Source organism: Nocardia sp. NPDC050175 (assembly GCF_044459885.1).
GTDB lineage: Bacteria > Actinomycetota > Actinomycetes > Mycobacteriales > Mycobacteriaceae > Nocardia.
In genome coordinates, this window is the sequence record NZ_JBITJI010000006.1 from 148,720 (window position 1) to 172,082 (window position 23,363).

Consider the following 23,363-nt stretch of genomic DNA (forward strand, 5'->3'; position numbering starts at 1 on the left):
TTTAACGGTATGGCCGGAATCCGCTGTACGGTCGGGCATGACCTCCGAAGTGATCGCGAAGGCGAATTACCCAGGCGGAACTGCTGTTGCCCGGCGAACGACCGCGGACCGAGTGCGGGCGTGGGTCGTGCTGCTGTTGTCTGCGATACCGTCCGCGGCGTCGATAACGGTGTTGCTCTACGGACTCGGCCGCGCGCTCGGCGTCGGTGTGCCCGGCGCGCTGCCGGTGGCCTGGATTCTGGTGTGTATCTGCTGGTGTGTGGTGTGTTTCCGGGCGCCGGAACGGCGATGGTTGTTGCGCATATTCCGGCTGCGGCCGCCGACGTCCGACGAACAGCCCGCGCTGAGCGCCGCGTGGGAGAAGGTTGCGCACAAGGCCGGAGTGTCGGCGTCTGCCTACACGTTGTGGGTGCAGGAGGCGGATCGGCAGTTCGTGGTGCCGGACCGGATGATCACCACGACTCCGGAATGGTTGCAACGACTCCAGCCGCGGGAGTTGGAAGCTGTGCTCGCCCATCAACTCGCGCAGCGAGTGCAGGGTCGAGCGACGTTCTGGCAGTTGATATTTCGGCACTACAACCTGCCCGTCGTGTGGATCGAGCGGGCGTTGCTTTCGGGGTTGGGTCTGATCGCGGTCGGCGACGCGATCGCGCGACGGTTGCCCGCGCGGAGTTCCCAAGTTTTCGCCGTCGGCTGGACGGTGCTCAGCCGGGGCCTCGTCGCATGCCCGGCGGTCGCGGCCGCCACCGTGATCATCGGCCTCGCGCCCGCACTGTTGCTGCGGTTGATTCCCGAGCTCGCGGCGCTGGCGGTGCGGCCGATCGTTGCCCGCTGCGCGTACCGGTCCGATCGAATCGTGGTCGATCTCGGCTACGGGCCGGAACTCGGCAGCGTCTTGCAGAACGCCGACGTGCCGCATCCCGTGCAGACGCCGCTCACTCCGCTGACAGTTTCGCTGTTCGCGCCGAAAACCGCCCCCGACAAACGAATTCGGCGAATTCGCGATCGGCTGGACGAGTTGGCTCGGCGATGGAACCCGCCGTCGTCTTAGGCGGCCGTTAGACCTGTTCGCCCCGCTCCCGCCGCCGGTCCAAGTCACTCTGTCGAGCGGCTTCCTGGCGGCGGGCTTCGGCCCGCTGCTGTTCGGCCCGCTCGCGCAGGCCGCGCAGGAATGCCGCGTCGGCCTCCGGATCCTGGGCGACATAGCGGCCCGGCCGGTCGTACTCGGCGTAACTGGTCGTCGACCGCGGACCGGTCTCGTTGATCGGGCGGCCCGCAAAGAGCCAGAGCAGCGCACCGATAGTCGGCACCAAGATCACCACAACCAGCCACCCCATCTTCGGCAGATGGCGAATGCCCACGTCAGGGCAGGTAATAATGTCGATCAAACAGTAAACCCACAGCGCAAGGGTCAACAAACCCACCATCGCGTAAGGCATCGATTTCTCCTCATACGCCGGCCAGCCAACAACCCGTTCGTGTGGCGATTCGCGACGAATCTCCCCCAACCGGCCCGGACATCCGCCTGCCCGCAACTGGCACTTCCTGAACAATTCGACCGACCCCGATCAACCCCCGCGGCCGCGCCACCGCACACCCTATCCGACCCCCGAACTTTCGCACCCCGAGTGCGATGCGCATCTCATTCCACCCCAGCACGGGCTGCTACGCCGACCGGCCATCCCCACCTTCGATGCCGCAACCGAGACGCCGGTCACTCCTGCCGTAACTGCCCCGACGTGGCTAACGGGATTGGGGGACTTCGACTCCGCCGGGGAGAGTTTGGGTTGCGGCTGAGGTGTAGTCGGCTTGGACTTTGTAGTAGCGCTCGGTGGGGCCGTAGGCGGCGTAGAAGGCGAATCCGCGGGGGCCGGGGCCTGCGAAGGGGGCTCCGTTGACGAAGCGGGTCAAGGTTGGATCGAGCGGGGGAAAGGTGTCGGCGGTGTAGCGGGCGGGGAAGCAGATTCGCTGAATGGTGGGGGTGGTCCAGTTGAAGGTTGCGTATACCGTGTAAGGCCAAGCGAGGGCGGACAATTCGGTCGGGTCGGCGGCGATGAAATCGAGTTCGCGCAGGATTGTGGCGATGTCGGTGGTGGTGAGTTGGCCCGGTCGCAGGATCTGGGTGTACAGGTTCAGGGTTCGGTTGACGAAATCGGCTGCCATCAGAGCGATTTCGCCGCCGCCCCACTGATTCAACTGTTTGGCATGGGCGCGCGCCGATTCCGGTATGCCCGAAAAGTCCATTATTCGGTCCACGCTGATCAATTCCGGAAAGGCGGTCCAGATCTTCTGGACGCCGGTGTCGACGGCGAGGTCGATGCCCCAGTCCACCGGTACCTCCGCCGACACCTGCGCGAGTAGTTCTTCCATCGGGTGGCCGTCGAAATGCAGCAGCCCTGCGTTACGCAGTTTGCCGACCGGATCTGTAGCCGCAGATAGGTTCATGAACCGCGCACTGACCTGTCGCATCGGCAGTGGATGCGTGGTGGTGCGCACGGCGAGCCAGGCGTCGGCCCACACGTCGGTCAGCGCGTCCAACACCGCATCCACAACCGCGGGGTCGTAACGGGTTTCGGCTAGCCGCGCGAACTCGCGCAGATCCTGCCGGAGGATTGCTGCTGTCACGCCGGACGCGCTCATAGACCATCACCTCAAAGTGGAACAGGCAGTGCAGGTGTGGGACCTATTCACGATAGCGCTCGCCGCGGCCGCAGGGAGGCGGACCAGCAATCAACCCAGCAAACGCACCGTGCGACTCGCCCTTACGGGAACTGCGAGGTGGTGATCACGCCTTCGACGCCCGCCGGTTGGGCTGTGCGGGTGGGCAGCACGGGGGTTGCGGTGTCGCTGTACCGACGCTTGACCATCGCCGCGGCCTGCTCGGGAGTTTCCGGACGCCACGGACGGGTCGACAGCTTTTCCAGCACGCAGATCAGCAGCATCTGCCTGGTGCGGGTGACCGGGTGGCAGTTCATGCCCGCTTGGCCGAAGCCCTCGCCGGCCGGTGCGCGATCCTCCACCGGCACGGTCTCGGTGAGCAGCCAATACAGCTCGGGCCCGAGCAGCACGGATTCGCCGTTGCTGTCGTTGAACCAGCGGACCGAGTACTCGATCAGCAGTTCCGCGATCGGCCCGCTCTGGCGCAGCGCGTCGACGAAGCGCGGCAGTCCCCCGCTACCTTCGGTGTTGCGTTGGATGAGGGTCGCGATTCTGTCCGCGACCTCACGTAGCTGTGTGATGTCCTGGTCCGGCCACTGCGGCGACGTCATCAATTCTCCTAACACGTGCGATGGCGGTTTTCGCCGACTCTGCCCGTTCCCCGTCACCCGGCAAGAATTCAGCACCATTCGGCCGTTGTCAATGGCGCATCAATAGCCGAATGGTATTACTAATCGGCCCGGTCGCGTCGGTGACGAATTGCGCCGAAATCGCTTGAACCGCAACTCGCTTCACTTTACGCCCCACGAAACACTATGCTGAACCACGCATGTTTTCGTTTGTCCAGTACTAATTCGTGCACCGAGCTCGGCGACTATCACAGTTTGCCGAGCGTTGCCCGCAGCGTTCGGAGGTTTCTGCGACGCGCTTGCGATCAGGCGTCGGGGCGCGCGATATCGCCGCGCCAGGCACCCGTTTCGTGGCCTTGACTTTCGATGAACTGCTTGAAGCGCTGCATATCGCCATGTATCCGGTGCTGTAGCACACCGAACAGGTCGGCGGCGGTTTCCACGAAACCTTCGGGGTCGACGTCCATCTGGGCGGTGATCCTGGTCTGGTTGTCGCTGAGGCGGTGGAAGGTGATCACGCCGGCGTGCTGCGGGCCCGAGTCGGATTTCCACGCGACGCGTTCGTCGGGGTGCTGTTCGGTGATGGTCGCGTCGAACTCGCGGGTCGCCGGTCCGACGTGGATGCGCCAGTGCGTGTGCCGGTCGTCGAGCTGCCGCACCTCTTCGACGCCCTCCATGAACTGCGGAAACGACTCGAACTGCGTCCACTGGTTGTAGGCGGTGCGGACCGGTACCTCGACGTCTACGGTGGCGGCCAAGGTGCTCATAGGTACCCCTTTCCTCGCTCGCCCGCAGTCGCTGGGTCGAGCCCTTCGACAGTCGCTCTGGCGACTCGGTCAGAGGTCGCAATACCCGGGCGGTCCGGGCAGAAACCGCCTCGGGACTTGTCCGCGATTACTTCTTGCCACCGAGTGCCTGGGCCAGTTGATCTTTGGTCATTGTCGAGCGGCCCTTGATGCCGCGTTGCCGGGCCTCGTTGTAGAGCTGGTCGCGGGTCGGGCCTTTGGGACCGCGGCGCCCCGAGCGCTCGCCGCCGCGTTGCTGCGGCGACTTGTCCTGTAGCGATGTGCGGCTGGCGGTTTTCGTCTGACCTGCTTGCGCCCGATTCTTGTTGACCGTGCGCGCCGCGATCTCCTTTGCCCGGCGGGTGCTCGCGCCTTGCGATTTTTCCGAATCCCGCACGTGCTCGTACTGACGTTCCTGCTTGTCGGTCCATTCCTTGGGCATGATCACACCTCCTGCTCGCCGGATAACCCGAGCGGCGGACTACAAACAGGCTGCGATCACTTGCCACTCGAATTCGCGGATTAGCCGGTGAGCAGGGCTGACGGGCTGCCGAATGCTCCGACCCATCAGTCCTGCGCGCTTCCAGGCGGGATCGTGCACTATCCGAGACGGGCGGTCAGTTCACGGCGGCGATGATGCGACGACGACCGTATTGCCAGATTGATTCCGCGGTCCGGAATCCGGCCGTACGCAACGCCTGCACGTGCTGCTCGTAGGTCGCGCCGCTGTCCGCTGGATGTTCCCAGCGGCGGTTGTCGCGTTCGGCGACCGCGGTGGCCATTTCAGGCTCGGCGGTGACCGCCGCCCACCACTCCACCCAGCCTTCCCGGTCGCCGACACCTTCACGTTCGATTTGGCGCGTACCGATCGCGGTATGGAGTTGGTCGATATCTGTTGCGGCCGTGGCCATATCGTCGCCGTTGAGCAGGATGCCGCCGGGGCGGAGCAGCTTGGCGGACTGGGCGTAGAGCGCGACGAGCTGGTCGGGGTAGAGCCAGTGCAGGGCGGTGGTGCTGACGATCGCGTCGATCGGCTCGTTCGGCAGCGCGGCCGCCCAGGCCGGATCGGCGAGGTTGTGGTCGACGAGTTCGAATCCGTATGCCGTGCGGGCCAATTCGAGCAGCACAGGATCGGCGTCGACGCCGATGACGCGGGCCTGCGGCAACCGTTCGCGGATACGGGCACCGAGCGAGCCTGGACCGCAGGCCACGTCGAGCACGAGCGGGTCCGGACGGTCGGCGTTGGCGGCGACGGCATCCGCGATGACCGCGAACATGATCTCGCGGTCCGGCAGATAGCCCTCCTGCTGGCGATCCCAGCGATCGATCCAGGTCCGGGCGAGGGTGGGTGTGAGCGACATGAGCAACTCCCGTTACTGTCATACTGTTCAACGACAGTAACGACAGTAACGACTGTAGCGAAGGTGAGGTGACTGATCAAGTGCGTTTAGACAGTCACACGTTGGGTGTGGTCGAAGACGGGGTCGACCTGGTGAACGCCGCTGTGCCCGGCGAACGCCGCGGCAGGCCGTATCCGCCGGCGGCCGACAGCGCGGAACTGCTCGAACGATTGGACAACGTGGTCTCGGCGGCCTACGGCTATCACGTCCAGCCTTCCGATGCGGAAGACCTGGCCCGAGCCGCCGGACAGCTGTGGCAGGTGTTCAACGCGGTGGCCGACGATGACATGGATGCGGCCGCCACCCAGGTCAACGCGCTGATCATCGAATACGGTGCCAGGCCAACACTTTTCCGGCGCGACTCGCAGCCGTGGCACCTGCATTTCCACTCCGCGGATGCCGCGCTGACGGCCGGGATCGCCGCAGCCTGCGCCGTCGGCCTCGCGTTCGTGCTCGGCAGCGAACACGCCGACCGGCTCGGCATCTGCTCTGCGGACAATTGTGATCGCGTATACCTGGACACTTCCCGCAACGGCACCAAGCGTTTCTGTAGCACCGCATGCCAGAACCGCGCCAAGACAGCGGCTTTCCGAGCGCGCCGGGCATTGAGTTAGGCGATCTATCAGATGTACGCCCGCACCCGTTGTGCTGCTTAGTATTCGGCGTCGACGAACGATAGTCGAGCAACGGCTGCTGGTTTTCCGGCGGCACGGTGAACACATTGATCTGCGTCACGGCCGACGCGTCGACACGGATGATAGGCATGGTCTCTCCTCTATATGACGAGGCGAGCACAGCCGAAGACCTGACGAGACAACACTTTTCGAACCACAAGCACGCGTCGAGCCCCCGGCGGTCTCGCCGATTGCTTGTCGCGGGTTCGCCACCGCGGTGGCGAAACGGAGCCTCGTCAGAGGGGGTCGGGCTTACCATCGCCGACCCTGGTCCTTTTCGACCCCCGCAGCGTACCGCGCGCGATCCGCTCCTGCCCGTTTCGATCTCGGTGACCGTAATACTGGTCAAGCCCGGCCGAGGATGGTTTCGTCTGACTTCCAGCATCCGGTTGGAGCGAAAGGCCTTGGTATGTCCGTCGATTACCCATCGGAGACCGACACCGCCGTGCAGGTGGTCAAGCTCGGTGCCCACATCGGCGCACGTATCGATGGCGTCCGGCTAGGCGGTGACCTGGACGCGGAGACCATAGCCACCATCCGCGCCGCCCTCAACGAACACAAGGTGATCTTCTTCCGCGGCCAGCAGCACCTGACCGAGGACGGGCAGTACGAGTTCGCCGAACTGCTCGGCACGCCGACCACCCCGCACCCCACGCTCACCTCCGCAGGCGTGAAGACCCTCGCCATCGATTCCAACCACGGTCGTTCCAACGTGTGGCATACCGACGTCACCTTCGTCGATCGCGTCCCGAAGGCCTCGATCTTGCGCGCGGTCACGCTGCCCAGCTACGGCGGCTCGACCACCTGGGCCTCGACCGTCGCCGCCTACAACTCGCTGCCGGAACCGCTGAAACGGCTGGCCGAGCGCCTGCGCGCGCGGCACACCAACCAGTACGACTACGCCGCGGACAGCGAGGAACGCCTGGACGAAGGCACCAAGGCTTACCGCCGCGAGTTCGAGTCCACCTACTTCGAAACCGAGCACCCGGTCGTGCATGTGCACCCGGAAACCGGCGAACGCGCCGTGCTGCTCGGGTGCTTCGTGAAGCAGATCGTCGGCGTGTCCAGCAGCGAGTCGCACGCGCTCTTCCGGCTGTTCCAGGACAGGGTGACGCGCCTCGAGAACACCGTCCGCTGGGACTGGTCACTCGGCGATGTCGCGATGTGGGACAACCACGCCACCCAGCACTACGCCATCGACGACTACGACGGCAGCGAACATCGCAGGCTGACCCGCATCACGTTGGCCGGCACTATCCCCGTCGGCGTCGACGGCTCATCGAGCACCGTGATCGCGGGCAATGCGGAGTACTACTCGACCGTCGAGCGGGCGGCATAACCTTCCGACGTCGCGGAAGTAATTGTCACCACCATGGATTCGTGCACGGCCCGGTGTGAAATGCGCATCGCATTGTTTGGCGGCCGGTAGCGGGGGGAAAGCAAGCGCGGGATGGACAATCCGGCGATTCACGCGCCGCGCGTCGTCCAGAGCCGAACGTACGCCGTCGATTACTCTTTGACGGCTCGCGCCCGGTCACTACGCACAAACAGGTAACCGACTTCGCCTGACGATGGGAAACGCGTGAATTTATGGAACTACGTCCGGGGACGAGGCGAATTTCTGACGTTCCTCACGTATCAGCATGCCTCCCTGGCATTTCAGACGGTGCTGGTCGGCACCGTCGTCGCGGTCCTCGTCGCCGTCGCGGTATATCGGCTCCCGCTGGCGTCCGCCCTCACCCTGACCTCTAGCCGAGTCGCACTGACGATTCCGTCGCTCGCATTGCTCGCGCTCCTACTGGTCCCGTTCGGACTCGGCGTTGTTCCGTCGTTCATCATGCTGGCGTTCTTCGCGGCATTGCCGGTGATCGGCAACGCGATCGTCGGTCTGCGGTCGGTGCCCACCTCGGTCATCGAATCCGCGCGCGGCATCGGCTTTTCGCGCTGGCGCATTCTGCTGACCGTCGAATTGCCGATCGCCTGGCCGGTCATTCTCACCGGCATCAGGGTGTCCACCCAGATGATCGTCGGCGTCGCGGCCATCGTCGCCTATGTTCTCGGTCCGGGTCTCGGGTCACTGATCTTCAACGGGCTGTCCCGGCTCGGTGGCGCGAACGCCATCGAAATGGCGCTGACCGGCACCATCCTCATCGTCCTCATCGCGTTGGTGTTCGACGCACTCCTCGTCCTGCTCGGACGCCTCACGATCGCAAAGGGACTGCAATGAATGAAGCATCGCGTAGCGATTCCATTGTGACCAGCCGACCCGCGCCGTCCGCGGAGCGCAATGTGACCGGTGCGCCCATCAAGCTGGACGCGGTCGTCAAGCGGTATCGAGGCCAGGACGCGCCTGCGGTCAAGCGGCTCGACCTCGAGATCGAGGCGGGCGAGATCGTCGCGTTCGTCGGGCCCTCCGGCTGCGGCAAGACGACCACGCTCAAGATGATCAACCGGTTGATCGAGCCGACCGAGGGCCGAATCTTCATCGGCGGGCGCGATGTCACCCGGGAGGATCCGGACAAGCTGCGGCAGTCGATCGGGTATGTCATCCAGTCCGGCGGGCTGTTCCCGCACTGGACGGTCGCCAAGAATGTGGGCGCTATTCCGCGAGTGCTCGGGTGGGACAAGAAGCGGATCGCCGAGCGCACCGAGTACCTGCTCGATCTGGTCGGGCTCGATCCTGGGACTTTCGCCGACCGGCTGCCCAAGGATATGTCCGGTGGTCAGCAGCAGCGGGTCGGCGTCGCGCGGGCGCTCGCCGCGGATCCGCCGGTGCTGCTGATGGACGAGCCGTTCGGCGCGGTCGATCCGATCACCCGGGTTCGCTTGCAGGACAGTCTGATTGCGATTCAGCACGAGCTCGGCAAGACCATCGTCGTGGTCACGCACGACTTCGAGGAGGCCACCAAACTCGGTGACAAGGTGCTGATCCTGTCCGAAGGCGGACACATCGAGCAGTACGCGCGGCCCGAGGAGATCCTCACCGATCCGGCGACGCCGTTCGTGGAGGAATTCGTCGGGTCCGGCGCGAAGTTGGCGTATCTGACGGTCTCGCGGGTGCGGGATGTGGAGTACGACAAGGTGATTACCGCTCGGGTCGGTGAGTCGGCGCAGGCGGTGATCGGACGCGCGAAGGCCGCTGGGCACACCTGGGTGGTGGTTGTCGACGAGGCCGGGCGACCGCGGTCGTGGCCGTCGCTCACCGAGGTGGCGACGAAACCGGAGGTCTCCGACTTTCTCGATCGACGATTGCCGGTTGTCGCACGCTCCTCGACGCTCAACGACGCCCTCGATGCCATGCTCGCGGCCAGCCAGGGGGCCGCGCTGGTCACCGATGGGCGCGGCGCGGTGGTCGGGTCACTCAGTATCGGGTCGGTGACCGAGACGATCCAGGCCAAGCTCGCCGAGGTGCGCTCGGAGGAGGCCGACCTCTCGTACGAAACCTACGTCGACGGAACGGATCCGGCGCCGACACCGGTGGTGGCGGCCGACGAGGAACCCGGATCGGCGGAGCCGTCATGAGTCGCCGCGTGCCGATCGACGTATGGTTCGAGCCGATCATCATCGGCGTTATCGGTATCGGATATTTCCTCTGGTATCGGTCGACGACGCTCACGCCGACGGAGAAGGCGTCGCTCGGGTGGGACAACCTGCAGACCACGATCCTCGCGCATATCAAGCTCACCGTGGTGGCGACGCTGATCGTGGTGGTGGTCGCGATTCCGTTGGGTATCGCGTTGACTCGACCCGCGTTGCGGCGGCTCGAGCCGATCGCGGTGAACGTCGCCAACATTGGTCAGGCGGCGCCAGCGGTCGGGTTGCTGGTCTTGTTCACGTTCTGGCTGGGTACCGGATTCCGTACGGCGATAGTCGGTTTGGTGGTGTACGCGATTTTGCCGATCCTGCAGAACACGATCGTCGGGTTGCGGCAGGTGGATCACCGCACGATCGAGGCGTCGCGCGGGATCGGTTACTCGGGGACACGGACGTTGTTCCAGGTCGAGTTGCCGCTCGCGGTGCCGGTGATTCTCAACGGAGTTCGCACTGCGCTGGTCATTCTGGTCGGTACGGCGACGCTGAGCACGTTCATCGGGGCGACCAGTCTGGGCACGCTGATCACCACCGGGGTCACGCTGTTCCTGCCGAAGCTGCTCATCTCCGGCGCGATCCTCGTCGGGCTGCTCGCGTTGATCATCGACTGGCTCGGCAGGCTTGTCGAACTCGCCGCGACGCCGCGAGGTATCTCATGAAATCGACATGCGTCCAACGGGTTACGCTGGTTTCCACGCTGGTCGTCGCATTGCTCGCCGGGTGCGGTCTGGTGAGCTCGTCCGGGACGTTCCATGAGGCGCATCTCCCGGACGGTCAACAACCTCTGGATGGCGCGAAGCTGGTCGTCACGTCGAAGAGCTTCACCGAGGGCGTGCTGCTCGGCAAGATCACCGCGACCTACCTGGCCGCGGCGGGCGCGGAGGTCAAAGACCTCACCGGCGCACCGGGTTCCGCATCGTCTCGACAGGCCCAACTCAACGGTGACGCCGATATTCTCTGGGAGTACACCGGCACCGGGTGGGTCAACTATCACAACGAGACCGAGACGATCGCGGATCCAACGGAACTGTGGCAGCGGGTGCACGAGATCGAGAAGCGGGAGAACAACCTGGAGTGGTTGCCGCCCGCGAACTTCAACGACACCTACGCGTTCGGTGCGTCGACGCCGAATGCCGAACGGCTGCAAGTGAAGTCACTGTCCGATGTAGCGCGACTGCCGGTACCCGACCGGACGTTCTGCGTGGATGACGAATTCTTCAGTCGTTCCGATGGTTTCATTCCGATGTTGCAGAAATACGGGATTCCGTACAACGATCCGAACGGAGTACCGTCCGGCAACGTGACGCGCATGGACGCCGGTGTCGTCTACACGGCGACCGCCAAGGGTGCGCCTTGCAATTTCGGCATGGTCTACACCACCGACGGTCGCGTGAAGAACCTGAATCTCGTTGTCCTGGAAGATGATAAGAAGTTCTTCCTGCCTTACAGCGGCACGGCGGTCGTGCGTGGCGCCATCATCGATCGCTACCCGCAACTGCGGGACCTGATCGGGACGATCTCCGAACATCTCACCGATCAGCTGATGCAGGAGCTCAACGGTCGCGTCGATATCGACGGAGAGGATCCGGCCGATGTCGCCTATGACTGGCTGAAGAAAGAGAAGCTGGTCGCATAGGAGCATCAGGGTTGTCCCGGAGGCGAATACCGCCCTCCGGGGTGACGACCCACGCGGTAGGCGCTGCCTACTGTGGCCATATGACCGAAGATCAGCAGGTGAGAGCTGCGCTGCCGGCGCCGGACCGGCGCCGCGCGGCACGACGGGGCATCGTCGTCTTCCTCGTCGCCCTGGTCGCGCTGTCCGCCCCCGCCATGGTTTTCGCGGTCGTCGCGCGCAATGACATCGGGATTCTCTTGCTCATGTGGGCGCCGGGCCTGGCGGCGTTGATCGCCCGGTTGATCCTGCGGGAGGGGTTCGGCGACATCTCGTTGCGGCTGGGTGGCCGGCGCAGCTGGTTGGCATTCTTGATCGCCCTGGGCTATCCGGTCGCCATCGGGGCCGCCGCGTATGGCGTCGGATGGGCGAGCGGGCTCGCCGACTTCATCTCCCCCGCGGGCACTTCCAGCGGATGGGGTTCTTTCGCCGGTGAACTGCTCATCGCCACCACACTCGGTACGGCGGTCGGACTGGTGTTCGCGCTCGGCGAGGAACTCGGTTGGCGCGGCTATCTGCTCACCAGGCTCATCGAGGCCGAGATCCCTCGGCCGATCATGGTGAGTGGATTGATCTGGGCGGCATGGCATTTGCCGTTGATCATCGGCGGCAGTTACCTGACCGGCAACGGCGGGTCCACGCCGGTCATCGCCGCGCTCTTCGTCGTGCAGGTGACCGTGGTTTCGTATGTCTTCGCCCGACTCCGGCTCGATACCGGAAGTATCTGGCCGGCCGTCGTGCTGCACGCGTCCTGGAACAGCGTCATCCAAACCGCGTTCGATCCACACACTTCAGGATCGGCGGCCTGGCTGTGGCTCGGCGAACAGGGCGTGCTGACGTTGGCCGCCAACGTGATCGGTGCCGTCATCCTCTGCCGACGTCCCGGCAGATTGCTACGGCAACCGTCGACGTGACCTCAGTTCGACGAGGGATCCGCGGCCGGTGTCAGCAGCACCAGCGGGATCTCACGGGTGGTCTTCTTCTGATAACCGGCGTACGTCTTTGCCGCGGCAACCACCCGCGGCCACAGCGCGGCCCGCTCCTCGGCATTCGCGACCCGCGCGATCATCGGCACGCGCGGTCCGCTGCGCACCGACACCAAGACATTCGGATTGTCGCGAACATTCAGGAACCACGCCGGATGTTGCGGGTCACCGCCGCGCGAGGCGACAACAACGTAGGTGTCCCCGTCGATGATCGGCGCCGTCAACATCACCGCGTGCTCACGCCCCGACTTCCGGCCCGTGGTCACGAGCTCGACCGACGACATCCCGCCGAACTCATTACCCACCTTGCCGCAGGTGACCTTCAACAACACCCGATGCGCGGTGTTCATCGTCTTGAGAGCGAAATCCGAGGGCATGAGGTCCTTCTCCGGTAATCGGAACCAAGCTCTGACGTTGCCCAGCGTACCTCCGGTACCACATACCTGCGCGACAAGGCCGGGGCCTTCATTCGTGTCACCAGATTTGAAACCTAGATCAGTTATGGTTAGGCTCACCTAATATAATGGGTGATGGGTCACGCAGGCCTAAGTCGACGGGCGATGTCGATCCGGGGCAGAACGGGCGACGGGTGCTGGTATCCGTCGAGACCGAATCACGCCCGCGCTGCGCCAACTTCGACGAGAACAGTGAGAACGATGACCGGCATTCGCGAACAACTCCGCACCATGGCCGCTGCGAACCAGCCGTTTTCGATCGAGGTGCAGGTCGAGGCGGTGCAGCGGATCTCGAGCAGTTTCCGGCGGGTGACGGTGTCCGGGCCCGGGCTTGCCCAGTACGCCAACCCATCTCCCGCCGATGCCTTCAAGCTGCTGTTGCCGCCGGACGGTCACGGCCGGGTCGATTTCCCGCAGCGCGGTGACAACGGGCTACCGCTCTGGGCCGAGGATGCGCGGCGACCGGCGTTGCGGGCGTTCACTGTTCGGTCTTTCGATACGATCACACACCGGCTCGATTTCGATGTGGCCGATCACGACGGCGGTATCGCGATGGACTGGCTCGCGGCCACCACGCCGGGCGCCACGATCGGATTGGCCGGGATGCGACGGGAATTCGCCGTCGGTACCGGCATCGAAGCCTTCCTGTTCCTCGCCGACGCCACCGGTCTGCCCGCTGTCGCCGCGATCATCGAAACCCTGGACAGCACAACGCCTATCGATGTCTATCTCACGGTGCCGCACGAAAGCGACCATGCGCTCCTCCCGAAACGAGACGGGGTTACCGCGCATTGGGTGCCCGATTTGATCAGCGCTGTCGAACACCTCCCGGCCCCGACGCGCCGCACCCAGGTCTGGCTCGCGGCCGAGGCGGCGGTGGTCCGCACCATCCGCCGCCGCGTGCTCGACGAGTGGCAATTACACCGGGCCGATCTGCATGCCGCCGCATACTGGAAAGCGGGTCACGACAGCACGCAGCTGGATTCGATCAACCTGGTGCGCTACCAGCAAGCCGTCAGTGAGGGCTATGACGTCGTCGACCCCGATGTGCGTGAACGCATCGAACTGACGCCCTGAGCTGGCCGTGCACCTCCCGGAGGTGCACTATGTCCACGGATTCCGAGCCCGTGCTGGTTACCGGCGCCACCGGCAAACAGGGCGGCGCGACCGCGCGTGCGCTGCTCGCGGCGGGCGTTCCCGTCCGGGCGTTCGTGCGGGATCCCGAGCGAGCCAAGGGTATCGAGGCGCTCGGCGCCGAGCTGGTCATCGGCGATCTGCACGACCGTAATTCCGTGATCCGTGCCGCCGAGGGTGCCCGCGCGGTCTTCTCTGTGCAGCGGCCCGGTATGAGTGCGGCGGGTATCGACTTCGAAGGTGAAGTGGCTCAGGGACTCAACCTGATCGAGGGCGCGAAAGCTGCTGGGGTGCAGCAGTTCGTGCATACGTCGGTCAGCGGTGCCGGCCAGCACACCGACGTTCCCGGCTGGGCCGAAGGGCAGTGGGCGTCGATGGAGCCCTACTTCGGTGCGAAAAGCGCGATCCAAGACGGAGTGCGCGCGGCAGGCTTTCGACACTGGACGCTGGTGAAGCCAGGTTTCTTCATGGAGAACTTCCTTGTCTCCCTGCGGTTCCTGTTCCCGTGCGGCATCGAAGGCGGCTTGGTGACAGTCCTGAAACCGGAGACTCGGCTGTCGCTAGTCGCGGTGGACGACATCGGCAGGGCGGCCGCCGCGGCCCTCACCGAGCCGGAGCGATTCGACGGCGTCGAGTTGGAGTTGGCGAGCGACTACCTGTCGATGACGGAGATCGCCGAGGTCCTTTCGCGCGTGCTCGACACCCCGCTGTCCGCGCCGGACATGACCGAGGAGCAGGCCCTGGCCGCCGGAATGCCGGGCGCGGGCGCCTCGCACCAGTGGATGAACGTAGTAGGTCAGCCCGCCCGTCCGCAGTACGCGAGAGACCTGGGCGTCCCGCTCACCAGCTTCGCGGAATGGGCACGGAAGCACATGGTCGGCGGCTAGCGATCGACAACGCGGATGCCTACACGGTCTTGCCACTGGACGACTGGACCGCCGCGTAGGAGGCGAGGCCGTCGGCCATCTGCTGCATCACGCGCTTCATGATGCGCTGCAGCAGCCAGCCCAATCCCCAACGGGCGGTGTAGGTTCCGTACCAGTGGATGACCGTGCGGCCGTCGGATGCTGGGACGAGGTCGATGACTGCGCTGTAGTTGCGGAGGGCCCAGTTGAAGGCGTCCTCGTAGGTCATCCGGTTGCCCTCGTCGAGTCCGGTCAGTCGCTCGCCGGTCACCATTCGTCCGATGCGGAACGCGCGGACCGCGCCGACGGGGTCGCGGCCGTCGGGATCGAGACCGCTGGATCGTTTGGTATCCAGGGCGTCGACAACGGACCACACGGGCCAGGTGCGTGCGTCGGCGAGGAGGGGCCAGATGTCGGCCGGCGATGCTGTCGTGGTCGCGGTCGCGTCGTAACTCTGCATGACGGAAGTCCCTTCGTTCACTGCCGTACGTCCCCGTGGCGCGGTTCGCGGGCACAATGCACGCGAAAGTTATTGCGCCAGTCCGAAACTATGCGACGCGGCCGGTCAAGGGCCATGCGCTGAATTGCCGACCTTGCGGTCATATCTTGCGGTACACCGACGGGCGGACACCGATCCGACTGACGAAGGCCGACGACAGCGCTCTACGACTGGCGAAGCCGCAACGCTCGGCGATCTGTTCGATGGTAAAGGGTCCCGTTGGCGAACGGCCGCCGCGCCTGCTCGAGCCGCGGCCGAAAGAGCGTCTCGGACGCCCTTACTGAACCTTCACCAGCTTCATGGCGTCGGCTCCGTCCGGACCGGGGATGTAGTCGATGAGGACACGGTCACCCGCCTTCAAAGCAATATCGTTTTCCACCACCGGGTCCCGTGCGATGACTTCTTCGCAGTCCTCGGTGATCAGGACTCCGAAGCCTTCATACGCACCGGCATACCACTTCTCGACGACCGCCCACATACTCGCTCCCACCCGTCGTGTTAGCAGTACGCCCGACTGTAGTCGCAGGTAGAGCAACTTTTGCTGGTTAGTCGACGGGGCGTGTCGCCGCACCGATCGTCCGCAACAGGAGGTCGACCCACCGGGCGGTGCGGACGAATCCGATGTTCTCGTACATCCCGGCGGCCTGGTTTCCCGCAGTGGCCGCCAAGCCGAGGGCAGGCAGTTTCGCCTCGGCGGCCAACCACAACACGTGGCGCAGCAGGAGGGAACCGAGGCCACGGTAGGCGGGTGCGGGGTCGCGAAAGACCTCGGAGATCCACGGGCCTTCGTCGGGCGGTAGGCCGGGGCCGTCGTGGGCGAGGACGGCGGCGATGCCGAGGCCGCGGTCGGTATCGATCAACACCGTGCTAGCGGGTAGCAGTGGGCCCATGAGGCTGCCGTCCATCAAGGCTTGCAGATCCTCGAAGCTGCTCATGTCGTGGTCGGGATGGCCGACCGGGTATGCGGCGGCATAGGCTGCGTGCAATTCCGCAGGATCAACCGTTTCAGCGGCGCGCAGTTCTAGATTCGCTGACAATCGACCAGGCGCGAATGGACGCGAAACCCCTTGCAGCCCATGGGTGAAGGTGTCGAACTCGCGCTGCACCCGCGCCCCACGTTCGACCAAGTGCGCACCCAGCGACGCCAGCGTTGTCGCGCCCCAACCCGACAACTCCGCCACGATGCGATCCGCAGCCGCGGCAGGCGAAGCTTCCTCGGCAAGGCGCAGATCGTCCGCCCAGCGAACCTCCTGCCTACGCTCTTCCTCGTAGTAGGCCAGTGGCTCTCCCCCGACGCCTCGCACGACCTCGGTATTCACTCCTGGCTCCAATCTCCGAGTCACTTCGACCAACCGCGCATCGCCCACAGAGTACGGACCTCATCCCACCCGCCCAGCAACCACATGAGAATGGTGGCTGGCGGGTGGTGCGCGGAGTTGCCAGGATGGGGCCATGGTTGACAGCGGCAATCGCGAGGTACCGGCCCCGAAGAACACATTCGATTACGACGCGGAGTTGCGTCATCATCATCGGCGGCTGCGCGAAGCTATCGACGTGGGACCTGGTGACAATGTGCTCGATATCGGTTGCGGCACTGGTCAGCTCACTCGTGAGCTCGCCGGGCTTGCGCACGACGGCAGCGCGCTCGGGGTAGATATTTCGCCGATGATGTTGGCGCAGGCGCGCGAGCTCAGCGCGGCCGAGGACGTCCGCAACGTGCGCTTCGAGCAGGCGGACGCCCAGGTCTACCCGTTCCTGGAAGCACATTTCACCCACGCGGTCAGCCGGTTCGGCACCATGTTCTTCGCCGATCCGGTCGCGGCGTTCACCAACATCGGACGCGCATTGCAACCCGAAGCCCAACTGGCACAACTGGTTTGGCAGGCCGGTGACCGGCAGGAGTGGGTTGGCACGATACGTCGGGCACTCTCGGGTGCGCCGGTCGCCGCACCAACCGGCGGCGCGTTCTCGCTGGCCGATCCGGCCGAGGCGGAGGGCGTTCTCACCGCGGCAGGGTTTACCGACGTCGGCGTCACCGAGGTACCTGAGCCCGTCTATTACGGCGCGGATCCCGAGGCCGGCGTGGACTCCGTCCTCGCGCTGCGCATGGCAACCGAGGTGCTCGCCGAGTTCGACGCCGACGAGACCGCGCGGGCTCTCGACCGACTGCACGCCGTCATGACCGCCCACTGCGGCACCGAGGGCGTGTGGTTCGACTCGCGCGCATGGCTCATCACGGCTCGCCGGTAGCTGCGCCGGTCAGGGCAGCGGGGTCAGTGCGCCTTCTCGGTACTGTTCGCGGACTACGTAGCGGCGGACCTTGCCGCTGGAGGTCAGGGGTACTGAGCCTGCGGTTACCAGGACTACGTCGTCTAGGCGTAGGCCGTTGTGTTCGCCGACGGCTTGGCGGACGGCGGTGATGATCTCGGTCTTGTCGGCGGTCTCGGCTGCTCGGTCTCGGTTCAGTTCGGCGACCAGGACGAGGGTGGGTTCGTCGCCGTCGAGGACCTGGAAGGCGGCGCAGCGGTCGGGGCGTAGGGCCGGGTGGCTGTCCATTGCGGAGGCTTCGATGTCGGAGGGGTAGTGGTTGTAGCCGTCGACGATGATGAGGTCTTTGCGGCGGCCGGTGACGTAGAGCTGGCCGTCGTGGATGAAGCCGAGGTCTCCGGTGCGGAGGAAGTGGCCGGGGCGGCCGGTGACGGTGGCGTTGAAGGTTTCGGTCGAGGCCTCGGGGGCGTCCCAGTAGCCGAGGCCGATACTTTCACCGCGAAGGCAGATTTCGCCGACTTGGCCCTCCGGTAGCGGGGTGTGGGTGTCGGGGTCGGTGAGGACGAGTTCGTAGGCGTCGTTGAGTTCGCCACTGGCGACCAGGCGGCGGCCGCCGCTGGATACCGGTTCCACGCGGCCCTTGGCGAGTGCGGTCGGGTCCACTTCGACGGTGGTGAGTCCGCTTCCGGCCGGGCCGCCGGTCACCAAAAGCGTTGCCTCGGCTAGGCCGTAGCAGGGGAACAGGCTGTGCACATCGAAGCCCGCCGCGCCGAAATGCTCGGCGAAGGCGAACATCGTGTCCACGCGAACGGGTTCCGCGCCACAGAGTGCGACTCGCAGGTTCGACAGGTCGTAGCGGGCGACCTGATCGGCCGGTACCCGCCGCACCGCCAGCGCGAAGGAGAAGTTGGGGGCGACGGTGTGGGTGGCCTTGTACCGGGACATCGCCGAGATCCAGCGAGCGGGACGTTGCACAAAAGCCAAGGGGGACATGCTGATAACGGTCGAGTCGCTGTACACGGGGTAGGTGACCATGCTGAGCAGGCCCATGTCGTGGAAGGTGGGCAACCAGGCCACGCCGACCCCGGCGCCGATCTCCGAAGTCACCAGTCGGAGGTTGGCGAGCACGTTGCCGTGGGTGAGCGCGACGCCCTTCGGTTCCCCGGTCGATCCCGAGGAGTACTGCAGGTGGGCGATGGTGTCACTGGTAATGCCCTGGTCGCTGTACTGGTCGGCTTCCGCCAGATCGATGCGATCGGTCACGACTGTCTGCAGCCCAGCGAACCCGTCAGCATCCGCGAGCACCGGGCCCAGCAGCGGCTCGATATCGGCGCTCGTAAACAGCAGCCGCGCACCGGAATTGGCAACGATGGACGCGAGCCGTGCCAGGCCGTCCGCCAGTTTGCTCGGCTGCGGCGGAGCCACGGGAACCGCGATCACGCCCGCATACAGGCAACCGTAGTAGGCGACAACGAATTCCAGACCGGGAGCATAAAGCAGCAGTGCCCGCTCCCCCGGGCGCGTGAGCTGCGCCAGATGGGCGGCCACCGCACGGGCCGCACGGTCGAGTTGCGGGAAAGTCATTGCCGCAGTGGGCTCGTCACCGTCGCCGAGGTGGTGGAAGCGCACCTCGTCGGGGGTGGCGGCGGCGCGGGCGGTCAGCATCTCGGCCAGGGTGGCGGGTTCGACCGCGAAATAGGTTGTCATGCTTGCACTCCTGAGGTACGGCGGCGGAGATTCGAGTCGGCACCGGCCGATTCGGCCGGCCGCAGCGTGAAACGGGGTGGCGGTCGGCCGCCGACGAAGGCCCCGACGTACTGGGAGTGCAAGCCGAAATGATGGACGTATCCGGTGGGCCGGTCGGCACCATCTACCGGAGTGAGCACGGAGCGCCCGTTGCGATCGGTGCGCAGCTCGATGGTGTCGGGCGATATCGTCAGCCCGCTACCCAACCATTTCAGATAGCTCTCCTTGGCGACCCAGTGGTGCAGGAAGCGCCGACGGTCCGTGCCGACCCAGTCCGCTTCGCGAGCGGTGAGCACCCGTGACGCCAACCCCGCCATATCGAAATCGGCGTCGACCCGTTCGACGTCGACCCCGACCGATACCGACCCCGCGACGGCGACCACGGCCAGACCTCGGGTGTGTGTGAGATTGAATGCCGGTGCATAGCAAGGTAATTCCGGCTTACCGTGCAGCCCGGTGGTGAAGGCGAGCTCCTCGGGGGGACAGCCTGCGTAGGCCGAGAGCACACGCCGCAGCGTGGCCCTGGTGCGAATGAAGTCGCCGGCGAACTCGACCGTATCGAACCGGACGCTGCGCGCGAGTTCCTCGGGAGCCAGCACCCGGCAATCCCCGGCGGCACACTCCCCGGTCAGCCGCAGCCACCACAGTTCGACCTCGTCGGGTGCGATCGCCCGCCGCGCGGCGGTGCCGACGATCACGGCGAACCCACCAGGCAGTGGCGGACCCGGCGTAGCACGGTCTCGCGCTGGGTCACCACGAAGAAGTGTCCGCCGGGCACGAGCCGAATATCGACCCCGGCCGAGCCGCACTCGGCCCACGGCTCGAGCTCGGCCATGGTCACGTGGCTGTCGGTGCTGCCGCTGAGCACGGTGATCGGCACGTCGAGCGGCGGGTCCGGCCGGTACCGATAGGTCTGGTCGACGCCGAGATCCGCGCGCATCAGCGTGAGCACCGTCTGCCGCATCTGCTCGTCGTCGAGGATCTCGTCCGGCGTTCCGCCGAGCCTGCGCACGATCTCCAGCAGCATCGGATCGTCGGCCATCCGGATCCACGGCAGCCGCGAAGGATGTTGCGGCGCACGGCGTCCCGACACGATCAGGTGCGCCGGACGCGGCCCCTCCCCCGCGCTGAGCCGACGGGCCAGCTCGAAAGCGACGAGCGCGCCCAGGCTGTGTCCGAACAGCGCGAACGGCTCTTGCCAGACACCATCCATGGCCGCTAGCAAGTCATTGAGCAAAGGCGTCAGGTTCTCGAAGGGCTCGTCGCGCATGCGCATTTCGCGACCGGGCGGCTGCAGCGGCACCACATCGACATCGGGCTGCAACTCCTTGCGCCACGGCAGGTACGTGGAGGCACCCGCCCCGGCATGCGGCAGGCAGTACAGCGTCGTCGGCGCCCCACCGGCCGACGGGTACGGCATCCATTTGCGCGCGTCGATCGCGGGGGCGTTCACAACAGATGCCCCGCCGCGACAGTCTCGACCGTGAGATAGGACGGTGGCGGCGGAGGCGGCATCGACGAAGCCGCCAGCAGAGTCACGCCGTCCTCCTCGCCGAGTTCCGCGAAATTGGCGAATCGATAAGTGATATACATGATCCGATTCCGGTCGGTGGGCACATATTCGGCGACCAGACGCGCGCCCTCGCCATGGGCAAGCCGGACAACATGATTCAGCAACACTGTCCCCACGCCACGAGATATCACCCGGCACGACATCAGCAGCAACTTCAGCCGCCACTGGTGCACACCGCGTTTCACCAGCGCGAGACCGACCTGCCCATAGGTCCCGTACTTGTCTTCCAGCTCGGCCATCAGCAACAGGTGATCATCGGATTCGGCATGGGCCGCAAGCTCTTCGGCCGAATACATGACACCGGTCGAGTTGAGCTGATTGGTCCGGACAACGAGTTCCTCGGCCCGGCCGATATCCGCCGCACCCGCCGGACTGATCCGGAAACGCATCCCCAGGGTGGCGAGAAATTCTTCGTTGGTGCCGGAGAACCGGTCCTCGGCCGTCGAGCGTTCGATACTCGCCCGGTACATCTGCCGCCGCACCCGCGAGTCCGCGGTGACCTGCTTCGGCTGGAATTCCGGCCGGTCCGCCAGCGTCGCGGCCTCCTCGGCATCGATACAGAGCACCTCGGGATGCGCGAATCCGACCTCGTCCCGTTCGAGCTCTTGATCGTCGACAAAGGCGAGCGTGTCGAGCCCGATATCGAGCCGCGCGGCGATCGTCGCGACCGAGGCGGATTTGTTGTCCCAGCTGATTTGCGGGTGCAGAAAGTACTCCGCGAGCGCGAGTTCCTTCAGCTTCGCGACCGCCAGGTCGGGATCGTTACGGCTGGCGATGGAATGCAGAATCCCGCGTTCGTCGAGCGTGACGATGGTCTCCCGGATCCCCGGCTTGAGCTCGGTGACCGCGGAGTTCTCCAAAAGGATGCCATCCCACAGGGTGTGGTCGAGATCCCAGACCACACATTTGATGTACCGGGGACGGTTACGGATTTCAGCGTTCATCGAATTCCCTGGCCTCTGCGAATCACTGGACGTCGACGACGCGGGCCTGATTCCGGCACGCGTCGGTGGCGATCAGTACGTGTTGCAGCTGTGTGCTGCCCTCGATGATTTCCATGACCTTGGCGTCGCGCAGGTACCGGCCGACCGGATAGTCGTCGCTGCACCCGCGCGCACCGTGCAGTTGCACCGCGTCATTGGCCGCGGCCACCGCCGAGGTCGCCGCGAATTGCTTGGCGATGCACGTCGCCATGATGGTGTCGGGACTGCCCGCGTCTTTCAGCTGCGCGGCCTGCCAGACCAGCAGCCGGGCCGCCCTGGTGTTGGTGGCCATCGTCGAGATCAGCTGTTGCACGAGTTGGTGTTCGCGTAGCAAGGCCCCGCCCTGGCGGCGGGTGTTGGCGTAAGCCACGCTGGCCTGCAAACAAGCCTGCAGCAGGCCGACGCACCCGGCGGCGACGCTGAACCGCCCGATATCGAGCACCCCGGTGGCGATGGCCAACCCCATGCCCTCGGGCCCGATGATCGAATCGGCACCGATGCGGCAATTCTCGAAGACGATCTCCGCGACCTGACTACCGCGCGTCCCGGTGACCTCCGGGACCGGAATACGGCGGATGCCGGGACTAGCCGCATCGACCAGGAACACGGCGGGACCGACTGCGGTGCGGGCGAATACGAGCAGCACGTCGGCGAGCTGGCCGCCGGTGACCCAGAGCTTGTGACCGTCGATGATCCACTCGTCACCCTCGCGCCGGGCCGTCGCCTGCAGCGCGGCGAAATCGCTACCCGCCTCGGGCTCGGTCAGGCAGAACGCGCCGAGCGCGGCACCGGCGACCATGTCGGCCTTCCACCGGCTCTTCGCCGCCTCGGTTCCCCACCGATCCAGCGCGAACAACGCCATAGAGTGCACGGTCAGCAGACTGCGCATGGACGAACAGCCGCGGCCCACTTCCTCGTGCACGCGCGCGAGGGCCGTCATTCCGGCACCGGTCCCACCATCGGCGGTCGACAACACCGCACCCCACAGACCCCGCGCGGCGAACTCGGTCACCATGCTCAGATCGATCCGCGCCGCACGATCGAACTCGGCGGCCCGCGGCGCCACCACCTCATCGACGAACGCACCGATCTCGGCCCGCGAAACCGCTTGGCCTAAAACGGGTTCCGCCTGCACCGCCATCACGCCACCTCGGTGGCCGTGCCGTGGCCGTTGAGCCTGCCGACCAGGTCGGTCATCACGTCCACCGTGCGGAAGTTGTCCAGCATCAGCTCGTCGTTGGGAATCCGGCCGCCGAGGTTCTGCTCGATGAACATGACCAGTTCCATCGCGAAAAGTGAATTGACGAAGCCGCTTTCGAAGATGTCGCGATTGTCCTGCAGCCGCCCTTCGGGGAACCGCTTGGCGACGAAGTCACGGATTTCGGAACGGACATCGGAGAACATA

27 protein-coding genes are annotated in these 23,363 nt (G+C 65.5%); 11 read left to right on the plus strand and 16 right to left on the minus strand.

What is annotated here, in order from left to right:
- Positions 1–37 precede the first annotated feature (37 nt).
- A complete protein-coding gene (locus ACIBK2_RS21645) occupies positions 38–1,051 on the plus strand; it encodes a hypothetical protein (protein WP_396969339.1) in 1,014 nt (337 codons plus the stop codon).
- Between the two features lie 7 nt (positions 1,052–1,058).
- On the opposite strand, the gene ACIBK2_RS21650 is transcribed toward ACIBK2_RS21645, so the two are convergent.
- From ACIBK2_RS21650 to ACIBK2_RS21675, 6 genes are all read right to left on the minus strand, one after another.
- Positions 1,059–1,439, minus strand: coding sequence for a PLD nuclease N-terminal domain-containing protein (locus ACIBK2_RS21650; protein WP_396969340.1), 381 nt, complete (start codon positions 1,437–1,439; stop codon positions 1,059–1,061).
- A gap of 304 nt (positions 1,440–1,743) precedes the next feature.
- Positions 1,744–2,640 (minus strand): aromatic prenyltransferase, encoded by an 897-nt coding sequence (locus ACIBK2_RS21655; protein WP_396969341.1) that lies wholly within the window; start codon positions 2,638–2,640, stop codon positions 1,744–1,746.
- A gap of 122 nt (positions 2,641–2,762) precedes the next feature.
- Positions 2,763–3,269, minus strand: coding sequence for a hypothetical protein (locus tag ACIBK2_RS21660; protein WP_379281599.1), 507 nt, complete (start codon positions 3,267–3,269; stop codon positions 2,763–2,765).
- Between the two features lie 323 nt (positions 3,270–3,592).
- Positions 3,593–4,054 carry an SRPBCC family protein gene (locus ACIBK2_RS21665; RefSeq protein ID WP_396969342.1) on the minus strand — a complete coding sequence of 154 codons (462 nt, stop codon included), beginning with the start codon at positions 4,052–4,054 and terminating at the stop codon, positions 3,593–3,595.
- A gap of 127 nt (positions 4,055–4,181) precedes the next feature.
- The gene (locus ACIBK2_RS21670) at positions 4,182–4,514 is read right to left on the minus strand and encodes a plasmid stabilization protein (protein ID WP_396969343.1); all 333 of its coding nucleotides are present in this window, start codon (positions 4,512–4,514) and stop codon (positions 4,182–4,184) included.
- 175 nt (positions 4,515–4,689) lie between these two features.
- Positions 4,690–5,433: a class I SAM-dependent methyltransferase gene (locus ACIBK2_RS21675; RefSeq protein WP_396969344.1), complete on the minus strand. Its 744-nt coding sequence runs from the start codon at positions 5,431–5,433 to the stop codon at positions 4,690–4,692.
- Between the two features lie 80 nt (positions 5,434–5,513).
- Between ACIBK2_RS21675 and ACIBK2_RS21680 the strand changes: the two genes are divergently transcribed.
- The 7 genes from ACIBK2_RS21680 to ACIBK2_RS21710 all read left to right on the plus strand — a co-directional run bounded on the left by ACIBK2_RS21680 (position 5,514) and on the right by ACIBK2_RS21710 (position 12,323).
- Positions 5,514–6,086, plus strand: coding sequence for a CGNR zinc finger domain-containing protein (locus ACIBK2_RS21680; protein ID WP_396969345.1), 573 nt, complete (start codon positions 5,514–5,516; stop codon positions 6,084–6,086).
- A 469-nt stretch (positions 6,087–6,555) separates the two neighbouring features.
- Positions 6,556–7,485, plus strand: coding sequence for a TauD/TfdA dioxygenase family protein (locus ACIBK2_RS21685; protein ID WP_396969346.1), 930 nt, complete (start codon positions 6,556–6,558; stop codon positions 7,483–7,485).
- Between the two features lie 243 nt (positions 7,486–7,728).
- Positions 7,729–8,373 (plus strand): ABC transporter permease, encoded by a 645-nt coding sequence (locus tag ACIBK2_RS21690; RefSeq protein ID WP_396969347.1) that lies wholly within the window; start codon positions 7,729–7,731, stop codon positions 8,371–8,373.
- A complete protein-coding gene (locus ACIBK2_RS21695) occupies positions 8,370–9,668 on the plus strand; it encodes an ATP-binding cassette domain-containing protein (protein ID WP_396969348.1) in 1,299 nt (432 codons plus the stop codon). The genes ACIBK2_RS21690 and ACIBK2_RS21695 overlap by 4 nt, the downstream gene beginning before the upstream one ends.
- Entirely contained in the window at positions 9,665–10,396 is a 732-nt protein-coding gene (locus ACIBK2_RS21700) for an ABC transporter permease (RefSeq protein WP_396969349.1), read from the plus strand. The genes ACIBK2_RS21695 and ACIBK2_RS21700 overlap by 4 nt, the downstream gene beginning before the upstream one ends.
- Positions 10,393–11,373 (plus strand): glycine betaine ABC transporter substrate-binding protein, encoded by a 981-nt coding sequence (locus ACIBK2_RS21705; protein ID WP_396969350.1) that lies wholly within the window; start codon positions 10,393–10,395, stop codon positions 11,371–11,373. The genes ACIBK2_RS21700 and ACIBK2_RS21705 overlap by 4 nt, the downstream gene beginning before the upstream one ends.
- 80 nt (positions 11,374–11,453) lie before the next feature.
- Positions 11,454–12,323 carry a type II CAAX prenyl endopeptidase Rce1 family protein gene (locus ACIBK2_RS21710; protein WP_396969351.1) on the plus strand — a complete coding sequence of 290 codons (870 nt, stop codon included), beginning with the start codon at positions 11,454–11,456 and terminating at the stop codon, positions 12,321–12,323.
- Between the two features lie 2 nt (positions 12,324–12,325).
- On the opposite strand, the gene ACIBK2_RS21715 is transcribed toward ACIBK2_RS21710, so the two are convergent.
- Positions 12,326–12,772, minus strand: a complete 447-nt coding sequence (locus tag ACIBK2_RS21715; protein WP_396969352.1) for a nitroreductase/quinone reductase family protein — start codon at positions 12,770–12,772, stop codon at positions 12,326–12,328.
- 279 nt (positions 12,773–13,051) lie between these two features.
- Between ACIBK2_RS21715 and ACIBK2_RS21720 the strand changes: the two genes are divergently transcribed.
- Together ACIBK2_RS21720 and ACIBK2_RS21725 are read left to right on the plus strand one after the other, a co-directional pair.
- Positions 13,052–13,927 carry a siderophore-interacting protein gene (locus tag ACIBK2_RS21720; protein WP_396969353.1) on the plus strand — a complete coding sequence of 292 codons (876 nt, stop codon included), beginning with the start codon at positions 13,052–13,054 and terminating at the stop codon, positions 13,925–13,927.
- A gap of 29 nt (positions 13,928–13,956) precedes the next feature.
- Positions 13,957–14,871, plus strand: coding sequence for an NmrA/HSCARG family protein (locus tag ACIBK2_RS21725; protein WP_396969354.1), 915 nt, complete (start codon positions 13,957–13,959; stop codon positions 14,869–14,871).
- 19 nt (positions 14,872–14,890) lie between these two features.
- Here the strand turns inward: ACIBK2_RS21725 and ACIBK2_RS21730 are convergent, their stop codons facing one another.
- The 3 genes from ACIBK2_RS21730 to ACIBK2_RS21740 all read right to left on the minus strand — a co-directional run bounded on the left by ACIBK2_RS21730 (position 14,891) and on the right by ACIBK2_RS21740 (position 16,707).
- Positions 14,891–15,349, minus strand: coding sequence for an SRPBCC family protein (locus tag ACIBK2_RS21730; RefSeq protein ID WP_396969355.1), 459 nt, complete (start codon positions 15,347–15,349; stop codon positions 14,891–14,893).
- Positions 15,350–15,665: 316 nt separating this feature from the next.
- Positions 15,666–15,866, minus strand: coding sequence for a hypothetical protein (locus tag ACIBK2_RS21735; RefSeq protein WP_396969356.1), 201 nt, complete (start codon positions 15,864–15,866; stop codon positions 15,666–15,668).
- Positions 15,867–15,933: 67 nt separating this feature from the next.
- Positions 15,934–16,707: a GNAT family N-acetyltransferase gene (locus tag ACIBK2_RS21740; protein ID WP_396969357.1), complete on the minus strand. Its 774-nt coding sequence runs from the start codon at positions 16,705–16,707 to the stop codon at positions 15,934–15,936.
- 133 nt (positions 16,708–16,840) lie between these two features.
- Between ACIBK2_RS21740 and ACIBK2_RS21745 the strand changes: the two genes are divergently transcribed.
- Positions 16,841–17,638 (plus strand): class I SAM-dependent methyltransferase, encoded by a 798-nt coding sequence (locus tag ACIBK2_RS21745; protein ID WP_396969358.1) that lies wholly within the window; start codon positions 16,841–16,843, stop codon positions 17,636–17,638.
- Between the two features lie 9 nt (positions 17,639–17,647).
- On the opposite strand, the gene ACIBK2_RS21750 is transcribed toward ACIBK2_RS21745, so the two are convergent.
- Genes ACIBK2_RS21750 through ACIBK2_RS21775 form a run of 6 tightly spaced genes read right to left on the minus strand, consistent with a single transcriptional unit; the run spans position 17,648 to position 23,362 of the window.
- Positions 17,648–19,363, minus strand: coding sequence for a fatty acyl-AMP ligase (locus ACIBK2_RS21750; protein WP_396969359.1), 1,716 nt, complete (start codon positions 19,361–19,363; stop codon positions 17,648–17,650).
- Complete coding sequence (locus tag ACIBK2_RS21755; RefSeq protein WP_396969360.1) at positions 19,360–20,100, minus strand: 4'-phosphopantetheinyl transferase family protein; 741 nt, start codon at positions 20,098–20,100, stop codon at positions 19,360–19,362. Before ACIBK2_RS21755 ends, ACIBK2_RS21750 begins: the two co-directional genes overlap by 4 nt.
- Positions 20,097–20,855, minus strand: a complete 759-nt coding sequence (locus tag ACIBK2_RS21760; RefSeq protein ID WP_396969361.1) for a thioesterase II family protein — start codon at positions 20,853–20,855, stop codon at positions 20,097–20,099. The genes ACIBK2_RS21755 and ACIBK2_RS21760 overlap by 4 nt, the downstream gene beginning before the upstream one ends.
- On the minus strand, positions 20,852–21,919 hold the full coding sequence (locus tag ACIBK2_RS21765) for an HAD-IIIC family phosphatase (RefSeq protein WP_396969362.1): 1,068 nt from the start codon (positions 21,917–21,919) through the stop codon (positions 20,852–20,854). The genes ACIBK2_RS21760 and ACIBK2_RS21765 overlap by 4 nt, the downstream gene beginning before the upstream one ends.
- A gap of 22 nt (positions 21,920–21,941) precedes the next feature.
- Positions 21,942–23,099, minus strand: a complete 1,158-nt coding sequence (locus ACIBK2_RS21770; protein ID WP_396969363.1) for an acyl-CoA dehydrogenase family protein — start codon at positions 23,097–23,099, stop codon at positions 21,942–21,944.
- Positions 23,099–23,362: an acyl carrier protein gene (locus tag ACIBK2_RS21775; protein ID WP_396969364.1), complete on the minus strand. Its 264-nt coding sequence runs from the start codon at positions 23,360–23,362 to the stop codon at positions 23,099–23,101. Before ACIBK2_RS21775 ends, ACIBK2_RS21770 begins: the two co-directional genes overlap by 1 nt.
- Position 23,363: the final 1 nt, after the last annotated feature.